The sequence below is a fragment of the Pseudomonas sp. S3_A03 genome (assembly GCF_054668275.1).
The window spans coordinates 1,794,198-1,811,463 of sequence record NZ_CP162753.1 but is presented as its reverse complement, the minus strand read 5'-3'; the positions used below and the strand labels follow the sequence as shown (position 1 = coordinate 1,811,463).

Here is a 17,266-nt window from a genome sequence, read left to right as displayed (position 1 = left end):
AGCTCCAGTTACATGCGGAACACGCCGAAGCGGCTCGGCTCGATGGGGGCGTTCAGCGCGGCGCAGAGGGCCAGGGCCAGCACATCGCGGGTCTGCAACGGGTCGATCACGCCGTCATCCCATAGGCGCGCGCTGGAATAGTAGGGGTGACCCTGGGTTTCATACTGGTCGAGGATCGGCTGTTTGATCGCCGCTTCCTCCTCGGCACTGAAGGGGTTACCGGCCCGCTCGGCCTGCTCACGCTTGACCTGCACCAGCACCCCGGCGGCCTGCTCGGCGCCCATCACACCAATGCGCGCGTTGGGCCACATCCACAAAAAACGCGGGTCGTAGGCGCGGCCGCACATGCCGTAGTTACCGGCGCCAAAGCTGCCGCCGATGATCACGGTGAATTTCGGCACCTTGGCGCAAGCCACGGCAGTGACCAGTTTGGCGCCATGCTTGGCGATGCCGCCGGCTTCGTATTTTTGCCCGACCATAAAACCGGTGATGTTCTGCAGGAACAGCAGCGGGATTCCGCGTTGGCAGGCCAGTTCGATAAAGTGCGCGCCCTTTTGCGCCGCTTCGGCGAACAGAATCCCGTTGTTGGCCAGGATTGCAATCGGGTAGCCGTGCAGGTGCGCAAAACCGCACACCAAGGTGGTGCCGAACAGCGCCTTGAACTCATCGAACACCGAACCGTCCACCAGCCGCGCGATTACTTCGCGCACGTCGAACGGCTGCTTGGCATCGGCCGGGATCACGCCATACAACTCTTCGCCGCTGTACAGCGGCGCCATCGGCACGCGCTGGGCCAATTGGCCGTGCTTGCGCCAGTTGAGGTTGGCCACGCTGCGCCGGGCCAGGGCCAGGGCGTGTTCGTCGCTGTCGGCATAGTGGTCGGCCACGCCGGAGACCTTGCAGTGCACATCGGCACCGCCAAGGTCTTCGGCGCTGACCACTTCACCGGTGGCGGCTTTCACCAGCGGCGGGCCGGCGAGGAAGATGGTGGCCTGGTGGCGCACCATAATCGCTTCGTCGGCCATGGCCGGTACATACGCGCCACCGGCGGTGCATGAGCCCATCACCACGGCGATCTGCGGGATGCCCTGGGCACTCATGTTGGCCTGATTGAAGAAGATGCGCCCGAAGTGTTCTCGGTCGGGGAACACTTCGTCCTGACGCGGCAGGTTGGCGCCGCCGGAGTCCACCAGGTAGATGCACGGCAGGCGGTTCTGCTCGGCGATGGCTTGGGCGCGCAGATGTTTTTTCACCGTGAGTGGGTAGTACGAGCCGCCTTTCACCGTGGCGTCGTTGGCGACGATCATGCATTCGACGCCCTCCACGCGGCCGATCCCGGCGATCACCCCGGCGGCGGGCACATCCTCGCCATACACTTGGTGAGCGGCCAATTGGCTGAGTTCCAGAAACGGCGAGCCGGGGTCCAGCAGGCGGTTGATGCGCTCGCGCGGCAGCAGCTTGCCCCGTGAGGTATGCCGCTCCTGAGCCTTGGCGCCGCCGCCTTGCTGCACGTGGGCGAGCAAGGTGTGCAGGGCGTCGACCTGTTGGCGCATTGCCGCGCTGTTGGCGGCGAATTCCGCCGAGCGCGGGTTGAGTTGGGTGTGCAGGGTGGCCATGGCGCGTTCCCTCAGCGGGTTTCGTTGAACAGTTCGCGCCCGATCAGCATCCGCCGAATCTCACTGGTGCCGGCGCCGATTTCGTACAGCTTGGCGTCACGCAGCAAGCGCCCGGCGGGGAACTCATTGATATAGCCATTCCCGCCCAGAATCTGGATGGCATCCAGGGCCATTTGCGTGGCGCGTTCGGCGCTGTACAGGATCACCCCGGCGGCATCCTTGCGTGTGGTTTCGCCGCGCTCGCAGGCCTGCGCAACCGCGTAGAGGTAGGCACGGCTGGCGTTGAGTTGGGTGTACATGTCGGCGACCTTGCCCTGGATCAGCTGGAACTCGCCGATGCTCTGGCCGAACTGCTTGCGGTCATGGATATAGGGCACGATCAGGTCCATGCAGGCCTGCATGATCCCGGTGGGGCCGCCGGAGAGCACCACGCGTTCGTAGTCGAGGCCGCTCATCAGCACTTTAACGCCACCGTTGAGCACGCCGAGGATGTTCTCCTGCGGCACTTCGACGTCGTCGAAAAACAGCTCACAGGTATTGGAGCCGCGCATGCCCAGCTTGTCGAATTTGTTGCTGCGGCTGAAGCCTTTCCAGTCGCGCTCGACGATAAATGCGGTGATGCCATGCGGGCCCTTGTCCAGGTCGGTCTTGGCGTAGATCACATAGGTGTTGGCGTCGGGACCGTTGGTGATCCAGGTCTTGCTGCCATTGAGCACGTAATGGTCGCCACGTTTGTCGGCGCGCAGCTTCATCGAGACCACATCGGAGCCGGCATTCGGCTCGCTCATGGCCAGGGCGCCGACGTGTTCGCCGCTGATCAGTTTGGGCAGGTAGTTGAGTTTCTGTTCGTGGTTGCCGTTGCGGTTGATCTGGTTCACGCACAAGTTCGAGTGCGCGCCGTAGGACAGTGCCACCGAAGCCGAGCCACGGCTGATTTCTTCCATGGCGACCACGTGGGCCAGGTAGCCCAGCCCTGCGCCACCATATTCTTCCGCCACGGTGATCCCCAACAGGCCCATGTCTCCGAACTTGCGCCACAGGTCGGCGGGGAACAGGTTATCGATGTCGATCTGTGCCGCGCGGGGAGCGATTTCCTTGGCCACAAAGGACTGCACCTGGTCGCGCAGCATGTCGATGGTTTCGCCAAGGGCGAAGTTCAGGGACGGGTAACTCATGGACAGGCACCTTAATGTCAGCGTTGTTGTTGTGTCGATGGCGCGCCAGGGGAGGGCGCTCACCTTTACGTTAACGTAAGCTTGCGTTACGGCGCTGTCAATCGTAGTTTACGTTCACGTCAACCTACAAAAAAGACAACAGGGGTCGTTATGGATCAACCGCACCCGAGCTACAGCAGTGGCTCTCAGGATAAGCCCTTACTGGCCATGACCATTGGCCAGGCCTTCGATCACACGGTGGCGCAATACCCCGACGGCGAAGCCCTTGTGGTGCGTCATCAGCAGCGCCGCTATACCTGGCGGCAACTGGCCGAAACGGTTGAACTGCACGCCCGTGCATTCCTGGCGTTGGGCATGCGGGCCGGCGACCGCCTGGGGATCTGGGCGCCCAATTGTGCCGAGTGGTGCATCAGCCAGGTCGCCAGCGCCAAGCTCGGGGTGATCCTGGTGAATATCAACCCGGCCTACCGCAGCAGTGAGCTGGACTACGTGCTCAAGCAATCCGGTTGCCAATGGCTGGTATGTGCCGGGTCGTTCAAAACCTCCGATTACCACGCGATGCTTCAAGAGCTGAAGCCCGATCTGCGCGGCCTCATCAGCCTTGACCCCAACCCACCTTCGGGGTTCTTGCCCTGGTCGCAACTGACGGCCCTCGGCGCGGGTGTGCCGCCCGAGCAAGTGCACCGCCGCCAGGCCAGCCTGCATGTCGACCAGCCCGTGAATATCCAGTACACCTCCGGCACCACCGGCTTCCCCAAGGGTGCCACCCTCAGTCACCACAACCTCCTCAACAACGGCTACATGGTCGGCGAAAGCCTGGGCCTGACTGCGCGGGATCGCCTGGTGATCCCGGTGCCGCTGTATCACTGTTTCGCGATGGTGATGGGCAACCTGGGTTGCATCACCCACGGCACCACCATGATCTACCCCAATGACGGCTTCGACCCGCTGCTGACCCTCACCGCCATCGCCGCGGAGCGCGCTACCGGCCTGTACGGCGTGCCTACCATGTTTATCGCCTTGCTCGACCACCCACGGCGGGGCGAGTTTGAATTGTCCAGCCTGCGCACCGGCATCATGGCCGGCGCCACATGCCCCATCGAAGTGATGCGCCGGGTCATCAATGAGTTGCACATGGGCGAAGTACAAATCGCCTACGGCATGACCGAAACCAGCCCGGTGTCGTTGCAGACCGCTGCCACGGACGACTTGGAACGCCGCGTCACCACGGTCGGCCGCACCCAGCCGCACTTGGAACACAAGATTATCGACGGCGATGGCAACACGGTCGCGCGCGGTGAGATTGGCGAGTTGTGCACCCGAGGCTACAGCGTGATGCTCAGCTACTGGAACAACCCCGAAGGCACCCGCGACGCGATTGACGAGGCCGGCTGGATGCACACCGGCGACCTGGCGACCATGGACGAGCAGGGTTACGTGTGCATCGCGGGGCGTAACAAGGACATGATCATCCGTGGCGGCGAGAACGTGTATCCGCGGGAATTGGAGGAGTTTTTCTTCACCCATCCGGCGGTGGCGGACGTGCAGGTCATCGGTATTCCCGATGAGCGTTACGGCGAAGAGATCGTCGCCTGGGTCAAATGTCATTCAGGCCATATGGTCAACGAGCTTGAGCTTCAGAACTGGTGCAAGGGCCGCATCGCGCACTTCAAGACGCCGAGGTATTTCAAGTTCGTGGAGGCGTTTCCCATGACGGTGACAGGCAAGATCCAGAAGTTTCGGATGCGTGAGATCACCCTGAAGGAACTCGGCCGCGCTTGACACACTTCGGCATACGCAGGGCGATACTCGTGTGCCGCCTGTGTGCCGGTGCCACAGCCTAGGGTAGCGAATCTATTTCGCTCCCCCAGGGTTATGCTCGTGACACAGACCACTTCAGGCCAGAATGAACAAAACGTTCACCTTCACACCATCACAGACAACACACCCGACTGGTACACCGACGCGCTGGCGGAACACAAAACACAATTGGCCCTCCAGCCGCTGAACATTCCGGGTTGGTACAGGCACGCACCGGAGTCAGCCAGGGACGCGCTCAAGGCGATCCATATACGTAGCCGGCGCTCATTGAATCAGCTGGATCAACTGCTGGTCGGGTTGAACAGTGTCACTGACTTTGCCGAACCCTTGCTGGTCGAGGCCATCAAGAAAACCTTCGGCGTTCAATTGGACGTCAGGCAGACTTTTTATGCACGCAAGATAGAACAAAAGGAATGCGAGCGCCTGTCCGCTGAAGCGTCCCGAAGTCGTGAGTCGCCACTGGCGTCAGAGTTCTACTCCTATAAAGGGGTTAGCCTGCTGGAAGCGGCACTAAGCAACTTCAGCGAAGACGAAACCAGTGTGCCTGTCTGCCAGGACTGCCACCTGATTACCCGATACCCCTTTCATCGGCGTTCATTGCGGGCATGGCCGGATGCGGGCAACGTCAGGTCTGTGCCGGTGGGAATCAAGGCTCACGAGTTTGCCCGCATGTGCAGGACACTGGACCTGGGGGCGAAGTATTACGCGCATGTGCGTACCACGCTCAATGCCCGGATCACCTCGACAATCCCGGGGGCAGCCGCCGGTAAACTCTACAGCGCGATGATTACCGCGCATCGCAACCAGCTGGAGCTGGCCGCGCAGATCGCGGTGATGAAGCAGGACATCCAGAATGATGGTCATGCCTTGATCAAGGACATCCTGGTTAACCATCGCGGCCGGCAGTTGGATGGGGAGGATATTAAGTTCTCCAGGTTCTCGCTGTGCGCATTGGCGCTGGAAAATATTCTGGTCATCGGGCCCGTAGTGTTTAAAGCCCACTTCAGGAATGCTTCGCTTCAGCCCCGGCGATGCTGGGTCTACATTCCGGGCGATCCGGAATGTGTATTGAAGGAATATCCCAATCTCGGCTGGTTTGCCGATGATCTGACCACGCGTTTGTGCAAGGCCGAATACCGGACGTTCTTCAGCCAGTTCGTGCCGCTTTCCGAGCAGCAGGCGTTTTTCACCAAGCTCAAGACACTGCTTGACCCTGAGGGAAAGTTCACTCAATCCGAGGATTTCGCCCCGGCTTCCAAGCGCAGAATCTTTAGCCCGGCCGACTACGGCTACGGTCCGTCATTAAAGGATGTGTGGCAGGACAGCGCGGTGCAGAAAGTCCGTTTGATCATGGCCAACTGCAGTACCGCAGCCGTTTCGACGGGGGACATGGATAATCGTGTCGCACGCGCCAGGCTGTCGTTGTGGGGAAACAGGCTGCTGGACATTCTGAACCTGGCCGGGCTTGTGGTGCCGGGTCTTGGCGAAGTCATGCTGGTCGTCGGAGCGCTGCAAATGTCCTATGAGCTTTTCGAAGGCATCGAGTCGTGGTCCGAGGGGCAAGTACAAGAGGGCTGGGCGCATTTCTCGACGGTATTGCTGGGTGTGGCGGGGCTGGCGGTTCCCAAGGCACTGCTGGTGGCCAAGGAGTCGGCGTTCGTCAAACGCCTGGTCCGTGTCGAACTCGGGGGCGCAAGAGTACGCTTGTTTGATTCCGATCTGAGGGCCTTCAGGCACACGGTTACCCTGCCTGCCGAACTCAAGCCGGATGCCCGAGGGTTATACGCGCATGCGGGCGAAAGCTATCTGCCGGTGGAGGGCGGGCACTACAAAGTCGCAGGCAGCCATAACGATATCCGGCTTGTCCATCCAGACGACGCTTCGCTGTATTCACCGCGTATTCGGCATAACGGCGGCGGCGCCTGGGTGCATGAGTTCGAACAGCCCCTCACCTGGGACCGTAAGACGTTGTTACGCCGTATAGGGCACAGTGTCGACGCCTTGAGCGATACAGACCTGGAACAGCTCAGGGTCATGAGCGGGGTGACGGATGAAGCGCTGCGTGGCATCTATATTGACCAGCAGTTACCCCCACCGCTGTTCAGGGAAGCCCTGAGACACTTCGAGGCAAGCGCCAGACACCAGGCATTGCTCGATAATCTGCGCAGTACGGACCCGCAAGCGCTTACGCGCGTAGCCGGCTATGAGCAACTCAATTTGATCATGCGTAAGGGTGTGTGGCCTGACACCAAGGAGCTGCGGATTGACAATGCGGCGGGAGACGCCGTGTGGAGTTCTTATAAGGGAGACACAGAAAAGCCAGTCGTGCTGCTGCACGAACAGGACGTGCTTGCTGGGCGTATCCTGCCGTCGCTCCTGGCACAGCTGGAGCTGACGGAAGCTCGTCAGTTATTGGATGAAGGCATTGCGCGCGATACGGTAAGACTCGATACCCTCGTCGGTGAGACAGAGGTCGAGCTGCCGGATCACTTGCAACGCCCTCTCGCCAAGAGGGCGCTTGAAGCGCCTTCCGACGCCAAAAGGCTTGTCACCTACCAGCGTCGTTTGCTGCAACTGGCAACTGAGTACCGCAGTGAAATCATTGAGCGCGACATTGCGTCCGGGGACCTGTCCGTTGACAGCAACGTGCAGCGGATCCAGCGCTCCTTTCCTGGCCTGCCCAAACTGGTCATCGAAGAATTGCTGGCCAATGCCAACAGCGAGGAGCTGGCACACATGACGCAGCACTCACGCGTGCCGTTGCGGCTGGCGGAAGAGGCGCGCCGCTACTTGCCGCGCTTACGCATCCTGCGGGCGCATGCCGCGCTTAATTTTGACGGCCCTCTCACAATGGATACTGTGCAACTGGCCCTGCACACGCTGGCGGCCATGCCTGGTAGATTGGAGGCAATCGGCATCGAGTTACGTGCCGACAGCCTCACCGGCGCGCTGCTCGATCGTGTTGGCAGCAAGGATGCTCCCCTACAGCGCCGGTTGGTTCGGGTCACCCTGGCACATTGGGAAGTTGTGGATGAGTCCGGTAAAACGCTGTACGCCCGAACCGATAAAGACGCTTTCTACAGCGCCCTCTGGTTCGCCGCAGGGGGTAAGTTCACCAGTTGGGAACGGCTGCACGCCGACACTCAGGCGCTGAAGCTTGAGCTTATGAGACAACCTTTGAACGACGCGCAGGCCCGGCGTGCATTAGCGCTACAACCCATCAAGCCAGGTTACAAATCCCCCATGCGCCTTGCCGATGGGCGTTTCGGTTATCCATTGAGCCCTGTGGGGGGCGCCTCGCAGCGACCTCTGGCACTTGAGCTTGCGGCGGTGAAAATCTATCCCTCCAGGACGCTTGAAGAGGTGCGCGCCTTTTTGGGATTTGAGGGGCGTAGCGACGCTGACTTCCACGCGAAGCTGACTGAGCTTGGGGTTGAGTTTGAACAACTCCAAACGGTGCTTAGCACATGGGTTGACGAGGCGGGTTCGGGTTATGCAAGGGCCAGGCGCAGGGTCGCCAGCACCCTCAAACTTGCTTGGCAGCGCAGCACCACCCAGGCATTTGCAGGAGCGCATACCCTGGATTTGTCTGACGAGATGATCGAAGAGCTCCCCGCGATCAGCGCAAATATGGACCATGTGAGCGATCTGCGTTTGAGCCGTATGGCGTTGAGCGATGAGGCGGCGGGGTTCTTGCGGGCCTTTGGCGGCTTGCGACGGCTGCTGCTCGAAAATAATAACCTGACCCAATTGCCGGAGTTTGCCAATGGCGGCGTCAACCTCACTGAGCTGAACCTGAGCGCCAACGATATTCGCCTGACCGAACAGTCGACCGCCCGCCTTGAGAGCCTGCATAGCCTGCAAATCCTCGACCTTTCCCATAACACCCTGCTGGGGTGGGCCCCAGACCTGAGCGGCCTGCGAAGCCTGAACCGGCTCAACCTGCGCCGTACCGGGACAAGAACATTCCCCACAGGTGTGCAGCATTTGCCGCAGCTTGTCGATATCGATTTGCATACCAATCAGATCAGCACGCTGCCCGATTACGTGTTCGAACAACCTGCACGAATCAATCTGCACGACAATCCGTTATCCGCACAGACGCTCCAGCGGCTGGGTCTCCAGGCCCCTGTGGTTCAACCGAACTGGGAGCATGTTACGGCTGCCGAAGGGCGGGAGTCATGGCTGCGCGACTTGGAACAGATCGAGCGATCACGCTATGAAACGATCTGGGACTCGCTCACGGCCAATCCGGAATCGAGTGCATTGCTGACGGTAGTGGCCGATACCACACGCTCTGCCGAATACCGCAGCGCGGCCACTCGACCGCAATTGAGAGCGCGTGTCTGGGAGATGCTCAAGGCGGTCAGCGAAAACGAGCGTATTCGCAATGAGTTATTCGTGATTGCCGATGACAGGGCCACGTGTGGTGATGGCAGTACGCTTGAGTTCATGAACCTGGAGCGTGAACTGTTCGTGCTGAACGTCATGGAGCTGGCAGAGGGACCGGCGCTCAAGGATCAGTTGTTGAACGCTTCGAAAAAACTGTTTCGACTGAAGTTGGTAGATGACATTGCGCAACGAGATGTGATCGCCAGAGGCGCGGCGTTTACAGAGCAGAGTGAAGTGATTCTGGCGTATCGAATTGGGTTGGCGGACAAGTTGGGTTTACCGGTCAAGTCGCGGAACATGCTGTTTTCTCAGACGGCCAATGTGGGCCAGGCGGCCATCGATGACGCCTACACGCAAGTGCTGACAGCCGAAGCTGTCAGCGGCGACCGGGAAACGTTTCTGGTTGAACAAACATTCTGGGACAGATACCTGCGTACGCACTACAACGATGAGTTGCAAATGCTGACAGCCCCCGCAATCAAGCTGATAGATGAAAAGAGCGATGCGCTGTATGAGCTGTCGAGGTTGCAGGAGGGGCCCGGTGCTCAAGCGGATCAAGCGGCAAGGGAGGCCTGGCAAACGGAACGAGACAGGGCGGTTGACACAGTGGTCAGTACGCTGGGCATGAGCCGCGAAGAAATTTTGGTCGATGGCTCGATGCAAAGTGACTTTTATGTGAAGCAGATGGACGCGCTCAGCATCGCGCGAAGGAGAGAGGAAAAACTGGGGCTAACACTATTGACGCGAAAAGTGCTCAATAATCACGCTGCGGAGCATGGCTCGCAGCTCTGAAATACCCACCGGAAAACACAAAGGGGACCCGAAGGTCCCCTTTAATGTGTCGTTGCGTGCTCTTTTTTATTATTGAGGGGCGGCCTGTTGTTGTTTTTGGCAGCCGTGGCCCTTTCTTGCTGTTTTTGGCGACCCCCATTCGGGGTCAAGAGCAAACGTATTTTTTTGAGCGCTGATCTGCTTCTTCGTAAACGATCCAACCAGTGGGTAGCTACCTGAGGTAGTTTTATTGTTCTCTAACCGGTTGCGGGTTTCGGCAAGCCGTACCCTGCGAAGCACATCTTCTCCAAAAAAATCTGTTAGCTGCGTCTCTGCCGTGTTGTTTTTGTTATGTCAGAGTCGTTTCGTCTTATTTTTATTAGGTTTGGTGCTTTTTATTCTTGTTATGCAATAGAGATAGCAGAAGGCGTGCCAACTTTTAAAAGTTGTTTAAATTCAATGGCTTGAGTTTTTTAGGGGAAATGCCACGCGGCCAATGCCCCACAATATGTTCCCGTGTTACTCGATGTGTAGAGGCTCGGTAACACATTGTCACAAGCCTTCTACTCAAACCGCACTGCGCGCCTTGACCACCCGTGAGCCGGTAGGCCGGCCCAGTACCGTACTGATTTGCCGGCCCGCAAGAATCAAGGCCTCCAGGTCGATACCGGTGTCGATCCCCAAGCCATTGAGCAGGTACACCACATCCTCGGTGGCGACGTTACCGCTTGCGCCCTTGGCATAGGGGCAGCCGCCAAGGCCCGCGATAGAGCTGTCGAACACCTGGATGCCCTCCAGCAGGCTGGCGTAGATATTGGCAATCGCCTGGCCGTAGGTGTCATGGAAGTGACCGGCCAGTTTGTCCCGTGGCACCTGGGCACCCACCACCTCAAACAGCCGCCGCGTGGCGCCCGCCGTGCCGGTGCCGATGGTGTCGCCCAGGGACACTTCATAACAGCCCATGGCGAACAGTTCGCGGGCAACCGCCGCCACCTGTTCCGGTGCGACCGAGCCTTCGTACGGGCAACCCAACACGCAGGACACATACCCGCGCACGCTCACCCCATGGGCTTTGGCGGCGGCCATGATCGGCACAAACCGTTCCAGGCTTTCGCTGATGGAGCAATTGATATTGCGCTGGGAAAACGCTTCGGACGCGGCCGCAAACACCGCGACTTCCTTCACCCCGGCCGCCAGGGCATCTTCAAAGCCGCGCAGGTTCGGCGCCAGCGCGCCGTAGGTCACGCCGGGCTTGCGCTGGATTTGCGCAAACACCTCGGCCGAACCGGCCATCTGCGGCACCCACTTGGGCGAGACAAAACTGCCGACTTCGATATAGCTCAAGCCCGCGGCGCTGAGAGCGTCCACCAGTTGCACTTTGTCGGCCACGCTGATGGGGTGGGCTTCGTTCTGCAAACCGTCGCGCGGGCCGACTTCCACCAGGCGTACGTAGGAGGGGAGGGACATGGCAGTTACCTTCTGATCAATGGCCGGCCTGGCTCATGGTGTGCGCAAGGGCCTGGGTGCAGCGCTCTTCGGCGGTGTCCAGTTCCAGTTTCATCTGCTCGATATCCAGCAACTGCTGTTCCAGTTGCTCACGGCGCTCGGCGATTTTCGCCAGCATGCTGTTGAGCTGGATATGGTTGCCGCTGGTGGGGTCATAGAGTTCGATCAACTCGCGGCATTCGGCCAGGGAAAAGCCGATGCGTTTGCCGCGCAGGATCAGCTTGAGGCTGACCTTGTCCCGCGCCGAGTAGATGCGTTCCTGGCCCCGGCGCTCCGGGGCCAGCAAGCCTTGTTCTTCATAAAAGCGAATGGCGCGGGTGGTGATGTCGAGCTCGCGGGCGAGGTCGGAAATGCTGTAAGTGGTGCTCATGACGGTGCTCAAGGGTGGCTTGGGCGTTAGGCTAGTGGCTGGTTTACGTTAACGTCAAGGGCTGCTTTGCAGCCCCGGCGCAGGTCAAGCCTGCTTGCCATCCAGTTTTTTCTCATGGGCCGTCACTTGCTGGCACAACTCGATCATCTGTTCGCGCATCCAGCGGTTGGCCGGGTCCTGGTCGGTGCTTTCGTGCCAGTACAAATGGGTTTCCACCGGCGGCACATCGTTGACCGGCAAATTGAACCAGTGCAGTTCATGGCGCCGGGCGAAGCGTTCGGGCACGGTCATGACCATATCGGTCTGCTGCAGCACTTGCGAGGCCATCAGGTAATGCTGGGAGCGCAGGGCGATCTTGCGCTGCAGGCCCATCTTGCCGAGGGCCAGGTCGACATGGCCCAAGCCGTTGCGGCGGCTGGAGATATGGATATGGGTCAGCCCCATGTAATCGTCCAGGGTCAGTTTGTCTTTACCCACCATCGGGTGGCCCTTGCGCATGGCGCACACGTAGCGGTCTTCCATCAGCTTGACATGGCGCACTTGCGGGTCGGTGTTGAGCGGCGCGTCCACCGCAAAGTCCAGGCGGCCGGCGGCCAGTTCCTTGGTGGTTTCGCGGCGCTTGGACAGGAAACTCTCGATCACCACCGTCGGCGCCAGGCGGCGCAGGCGCTGGAACAGCAGCGGCAAGATCACCGCCTCCGTCAGGTCGGTCATGCTGATGCGGTAGGTCTTGGCCGCCTGTTGCGGGTTGAAAATGCGGCTTTCCTGCACCGACACCCGCAGCAACGACAGCGCATTGCGCACCGGCCCGATGATGTTCTGCGCCATGGGCGTAGGCACCATGCCTTGGGCGGTGCGCACGAACAGCGGGTCGTTGAAGGTCTCGCGCAGGCGCGCCAATGCGTTGGACACCGCCGGCTGGGTGATGCCGACGATCTGCCCGGCGCGGGTCAGGTTGGCTTCGGTGTAGATCGCGTCGAAGACGATAAAGAGGTTGAGGTCGACCTTGCTCAGATTCATTGGGGTGCGCTCTTATTGTTAGGTGGCGATTTGTTGCGTGCCGAGGCGTCGATCATATATCGGTGATGAATGTTAATACACGCCGAGAATAGGCTAGGTAAATTATCAACGCTGTTCTAGCATCGATTGCATGACTTAAACAACCTCTCAGAGAAGGGAGCTGCTCATGGATTTCGCCTATTCGCCCAAGGTTCAGGAACTGCGTGAACGCGTCACCGCCTTCATGGACGCTTACGTCTACCCGGCTGAGCCGGTGTTCGAGCGCCAGGTCAGCGAAGGCGACCGTTGGCAGCCCACCGCAATCATGGAAGAGCTCAAGGCCCGCGCCAAAGCTGAGGGCCTGTGGAATCTGTTCCTGCCCGAGTCCGAACTGGGCGCCGGCCTGACCAACCTTGAGTACGCACCGCTGGCCGAAATCATGGGCCGATCCTTGCTGGGCCCGGAGCCGTTCAACTGCTCGGCCCCCGACACCGGCAACATGGAAGTGCTGGTGCGTTATGCCAACGAAGAGCAAAAGCACCGCTGGCTCGAGCCGCTGCTGCGCGGCGAGATCCGTTCGGCCTTCGCCATGACCGAACCCGACGTGGCCTCCTCGGACGCCACCAACATGGCCGCCCGCGCCGAACGCCAGGGCGACGAATGGGTGATCAACGGTAAAAAGTGGTGGACCTCCGGCGCCTGCGACCCGCGCTGCAAGATCCTGATCTTCATGGGCCTGAGCAATCCGGATGCGCCGCGCCACCAACAGCACTCGATGATCCTGGTGCCGGTGGACACCCCCGGGGTGAAAATCGTACGGCCGCTGCCGGTGTTCGGCTACGACGACGCGCCCCACGGCCACGCCGAAGTGCTGTTCGACAACGTGCGCGTGCCGTATGAAAACGTCCTGCTCGGCGAAGGCCGCGGCTTTGAAATCGCCCAGGGCCGTCTTGGCCCGGGCCGTATCCATCACTGCATGCGCTCCATCGGCATGGCCGAGCGTGCGCTGGAATTGATGTGCAAACGCTCGGTCAGCCGCAGCGCATTTGGCAAGCCGTTGGCCCGTTTGGGCGGCAATATCGACAAGATCGCCGACTCACGGATGGAAATCGACATGGCGCGCCTGCTGACGTTAAAAGCCGCCTACATGATGGACACCGTGGGTAATAAAGTGGCGAAAAGCGAAATCGCCCAAATCAAGGTGGTGGCACCGAACGTGGCCTTGAAAGTGATCGACCGCGCCATTCAGATCCATGGCGGAGCCGGCGTGTCCAATGACTTCCCGCTGGCCTATATGTACGCCATGCAACGTACCCTGCGCCTGGCCGATGGCCCGGACGAAGTGCACCGCGCAGCCATCGGCAAATTCGAGATCGGCAAGTACGTGCCCAAAGAGCTGATGCGCGGCGGGCAGTAAGATCGCGTCGCCTGTATCGGGAGCAAGCCTGAGCCCCGCAAGGCTCAGGTTTTAATACACCCAGACCTCCACCCGCCGATTCTTGATCCGGCCTTCATCCGCGGTATTCGCCGCCACCGGCATCTGCGCGCCAAACCCGCGAATGTCCCTGAGCACCACGCCGTTTTTTACCAACTCGCGACGCACCGCCATCGCCCTCAGCTTCGACAGCAACGCGGCCCGCTGCGGGTCATTCTTGGCGTCGCCGAACCCCACCAGTGTCACCTGTTTATCCAGCTTGGCGTGGTTGCGCAGGTACGCCACCACCCGCTGCAGATCCTGGCGCGCTTTGTTATCCAGGCTGGCGCTGCCTTCTTCGAAACGAAAATTCACCGTCAGCCGCTGGGCATCGCGGGCGATGGCTTGATAGTCCCGGCATCGACCCGCGCGCTTGCACCGCCATCGCCTGCACCTGCTGCGCGATAAACCCGTTGGCCGCGACGATGGCCTGGCCCTTGCTGCTCTGGGCAAACTCCACCAGTGCCTTGGCCCATGGGTTGTAGCCCGCCGGCGGCAAATAAAAGAACAGCCGCCGGGACAGTGGGTAATCCTCGGTGGCAATCAGGCTGTTGAGCGGCAACATGGGTTGTGAGTCGCCGTCCACAATCGCCACGGCCTTGGCCTGGCGTACATAGGGCAGGCCGATAAATCCGATGCCTTGGGCGTCCTGGCTCACCGCATCCGACAACTGCTCGCTCGACTCGAAACGCTTGGCCGAAGCGACGAGGGGCTTGCCACGCAAGCGCAGCACCAGTTCCTTGAAGGTGTCGTAGGTGCCGGACTGATCATCCCGCGCATACACATGGATAGGCCCGCCGATACCGCCCAGCGCCTCCCAGGTGCTGACTTCACCGTTGAAGACTTGCGCCAGTTGCTCGGTGTTCAAGGTATTCAGCGGGTTTTGCGGGTTGAGGATGATCGCCAAGCCGTCAATGGCGATCACCTGTTCGGCGCCGGGGCTTTTCAGGTCGCCGAGGGGCTCGAGGTCGACCAGCTCATTGTCCTTGATCGGGCGGGATGAAGCCGCGAGGTCGGCCGTGGAGTTTTTCAGCGCAGCAAAACCCGTGCTGGAACCATGAGCCGCCACTTCGACAGTGACCGACTTCCCCTGGCGAGTCTTGCCGATCACACGCTGCTCGTTGGCGCTGGCCGGCTCAGTGTGTATCGCCTGCAAGCCCTGTTGCTCCATCAATCCCTTGGCCAACGCAGGTCCCAGCGCCGCGCCGATGGTGTTGGAGCCCTGGATGCGCAACGCGGGGCCTTGTTCGGGGACGGGTAGGGGAGTGGCCATGGCGCAGAGGGGCACCGCGCAACACAACAGAAACAGAACGCGCAGCGTCATGCCGGCACCTTCTCAAGCCAAAGGGAGTGCCGCGAGATTAAGTCAGTTGGATTGCAATAATGTGACTGGCAATCAAGCGATCAAATGTGGGAAAGCCCTCCCACATTCAACCCAAGACGGTGAGGGGGATCAGCTCAGGTTCAAGCCAGATCGGCGCATGGTCCGACGGCTTTTCCAGGCCGCGCAAATCGTAATCCACACCGGCATCCTTGACCCGCTGCACCAGGCCAGTGGACGCCATGATCACGTCAATGCGCAGCCCACGCTTGGGCTCATCTTCAAACCCACGGCTGCGGTAGTCGAACCAGCTGAAGCGGTCGGCCACGTCCGGGTTGAGGTGGCGGAAGCTGTCCACCAGGCCCCAGTTCTTCAAGCGGGCCATCCACTCGCGCTCTTCCGGCAGGAAGCTGCACTTGCCGGTTTTCAGCCAGCGCTTGGCGTTGTCGGGGCCGATGCCAATGTCGCAATCTTCCGGGGAAATATTCACGTCGCCCATCACCACCAGCGCCTGGTCATTGCTGAACTGGCTTTCCAGCAGGTGCTGCAAATCTTCGTAGAACCGTTGCTTGGCCGGAAACTTGGTAGGGTGGTCGCGGCTTTCGCCTTTGGGGGAAATAGCCATTCATGATGGTGATCGGCTGGCCGTTTTCATCGGCGAAGGTGCCCCAGATAAAGCGGCGCTGGGCGTCTTCTTCATCGCTGGCAAAACCTTTGTTCACGCTCAGTGCTTCCTTGCGCGAAAGCAAGGCCACCCCGTAATGGCCTTTTTGGCCGTGGTAATACACGTGGTAGCCAAGGGCCTGTACTTCGGCCAGGGGGAACTGATCGTCGTGGACTTTGGTTTCCTGCAGGCCGATCACATCCGGTTGGTGCTTTTCAATCAGCGCCGCCAACTGATGGGGCGGCGCGCAGCCCGTTGATATTGAAGGAGACGATTTTCATGGTCGGCAGTCCGGTCCTGGCAAAAGGGCGATGCCAGCCGACAAGTCAGACGGGGGCCAGCGTGGCGGTAGCACAGTTGCACTGCTAAGGTCTGAGAACGATTTGTGCCGCGCAGGTTCGTACCCATACGAACGCCATCGTTTAAATGGCGCCCAGGGAGATTGACCGTATGCCTGAAACTTCGACTGCCGCTGCTGAAATCCGCCTGCTCAACAGCGGGTACTCCCGCGAGGCCCGCTCACTGCTGTACCAGGCTTATCGGCATGAGCCGACGTTCGCCTATATCTTCGAAGCAGAGCGTACCGGCTATGAACAACGGGTACGCGCCACGGTGCGCGAACTGGTCGAGCAACACTTTTTCCAGAAGCTGCCTGCCATTGGGCTGTTCGTGAATGATCGGCTGATCGGTATTGCCCTGATCGCCCCGCCGCAACGGCGCCTGGGAATTACCGAGAGCTGGGCCTGGCAGTTGCGCATGTGGCTGAGCACCGGCGTACGCGGTACGCGGCGTTACCTCGACTACCATCACGCGGTGCTGGCGTGCCTGCCCAGCGAGTCGGTGCACGTGCTGCCATTGTTGGGTATTCACCCACAGTTCCAGGGCAAGCACTACGGCGAGCAGTTGCTGGAGGCGGTCCACAACTGGTGCGCCGACGACCCGCATTCGTCCGGGGTGGTGCTGGATACCGGAAACTCACGGTATCTGGATTTCTATAAACGCCAGGGCTACGAGGAAATCGGCGAAGTGGCTGTAGGGCCTATCCTGGAGCACGTGTTTTTCCATCCCAACCCGCAGTCGTTACAGGCGACAACGGCTTAGAACAGAATTATTCAGATAATTCTCAGTTCAACGTAACTCTTCAGCTCGTGTAGCAT

9 protein-coding genes and 2 pseudogenes are annotated in these 17,266 nt (G+C 60.2%); 4 read left to right on the top strand and 7 right to left on the bottom strand.

Features of this window, described 5'->3' with window-relative positions; genetic code table 11:
• Positions 1–8 precede the first annotated feature (8 nt).
• Positions 9–1,616: a carboxyl transferase domain-containing protein gene (locus AB4O25_RS08070; RefSeq protein ID WP_065877484.1), complete on the bottom strand. Its 1,608-nt coding sequence runs from the start codon at positions 1,614–1,616 to the stop codon at positions 9–11.
• Between the two features lie 11 nt (positions 1,617–1,627).
• The gene (locus tag AB4O25_RS08065; protein WP_017527120.1) at positions 1,628–2,791 is read right to left on the bottom strand and encodes an isovaleryl-CoA dehydrogenase; all 1,164 of its coding nucleotides are present in this window, start codon (positions 2,789–2,791) and stop codon (positions 1,628–1,630) included.
• Positions 2,792–2,941: 150 nt separating this feature from the next.
• On the opposite strand from AB4O25_RS08065, the gene AB4O25_RS08060 reads away from it, so the two are divergent.
• Together AB4O25_RS08060 and AB4O25_RS08055 are read left to right on the top strand one after the other, a co-directional pair.
• Complete coding sequence (locus tag AB4O25_RS08060; protein ID WP_065877482.1) at positions 2,942–4,573, top strand: AMP-binding protein; 1,632 nt, start codon at positions 2,942–2,944, stop codon at positions 4,571–4,573.
• A gap of 99 nt (positions 4,574–4,672) precedes the next feature.
• Positions 4,673–9,796, top strand: coding sequence for an NEL-type E3 ubiquitin ligase domain-containing protein (locus AB4O25_RS08055; protein ID WP_460150734.1), 5,124 nt, complete (start codon positions 4,673–4,675; stop codon positions 9,794–9,796).
• Positions 9,797–10,342: 546 nt separating this feature from the next.
• Here AB4O25_RS08055 and AB4O25_RS08050 read toward each other — a convergent pair.
• The 3 genes from AB4O25_RS08050 to AB4O25_RS08040 form a co-directional block, all read right to left on the bottom strand.
• A complete protein-coding gene (locus AB4O25_RS08050) occupies positions 10,343–11,242 on the bottom strand; it encodes a hydroxymethylglutaryl-CoA lyase (RefSeq protein WP_137219770.1) in 900 nt (299 codons plus the stop codon).
• Positions 11,243–11,258: 16 nt separating this feature from the next.
• Positions 11,259–11,651: a MerR family transcriptional regulator gene (locus tag AB4O25_RS08045; RefSeq protein WP_003174785.1), complete on the bottom strand. Its 393-nt coding sequence runs from the start codon at positions 11,649–11,651 to the stop codon at positions 11,259–11,261.
• A gap of 84 nt (positions 11,652–11,735) precedes the next feature.
• On the bottom strand, positions 11,736–12,671 hold the full coding sequence (locus tag AB4O25_RS08040) for a LysR family transcriptional regulator (RefSeq protein ID WP_017527123.1): 936 nt from the start codon (positions 12,669–12,671) through the stop codon (positions 11,736–11,738).
• A gap of 166 nt (positions 12,672–12,837) precedes the next feature.
• Between AB4O25_RS08040 and AB4O25_RS08035 the strand changes: the two genes are divergently transcribed.
• Positions 12,838–14,067: an acyl-CoA dehydrogenase gene (locus tag AB4O25_RS08035; protein ID WP_017527124.1), complete on the top strand. Its 1,230-nt coding sequence runs from the start codon at positions 12,838–12,840 to the stop codon at positions 14,065–14,067.
• A 51-nt stretch (positions 14,068–14,118) separates the two neighbouring features.
• On the opposite strand, the pseudogene AB4O25_RS08030 reads toward AB4O25_RS08035, so the two are convergent.
• Both AB4O25_RS08030 and xthA read right to left on the bottom strand, forming a co-directional pair.
• Positions 14,119–15,448, bottom strand: a pseudogene (locus AB4O25_RS08030) (substrate-binding domain-containing protein).
• A gap of 106 nt (positions 15,449–15,554) precedes the next feature.
• A pseudogene (xthA, locus tag AB4O25_RS08025) lies at positions 15,555–16,390 on the bottom strand (exodeoxyribonuclease III).
• 169 nt (positions 16,391–16,559) lie between these two features.
• On the opposite strand from xthA, the gene AB4O25_RS08020 reads away from it, so the two are divergent.
• Entirely contained in the window at positions 16,560–17,210 is a 651-nt protein-coding gene (locus tag AB4O25_RS08020; protein WP_460150733.1) for a GNAT family N-acetyltransferase, read from the top strand.
• Positions 17,211–17,266 lie beyond the last annotated feature (56 nt).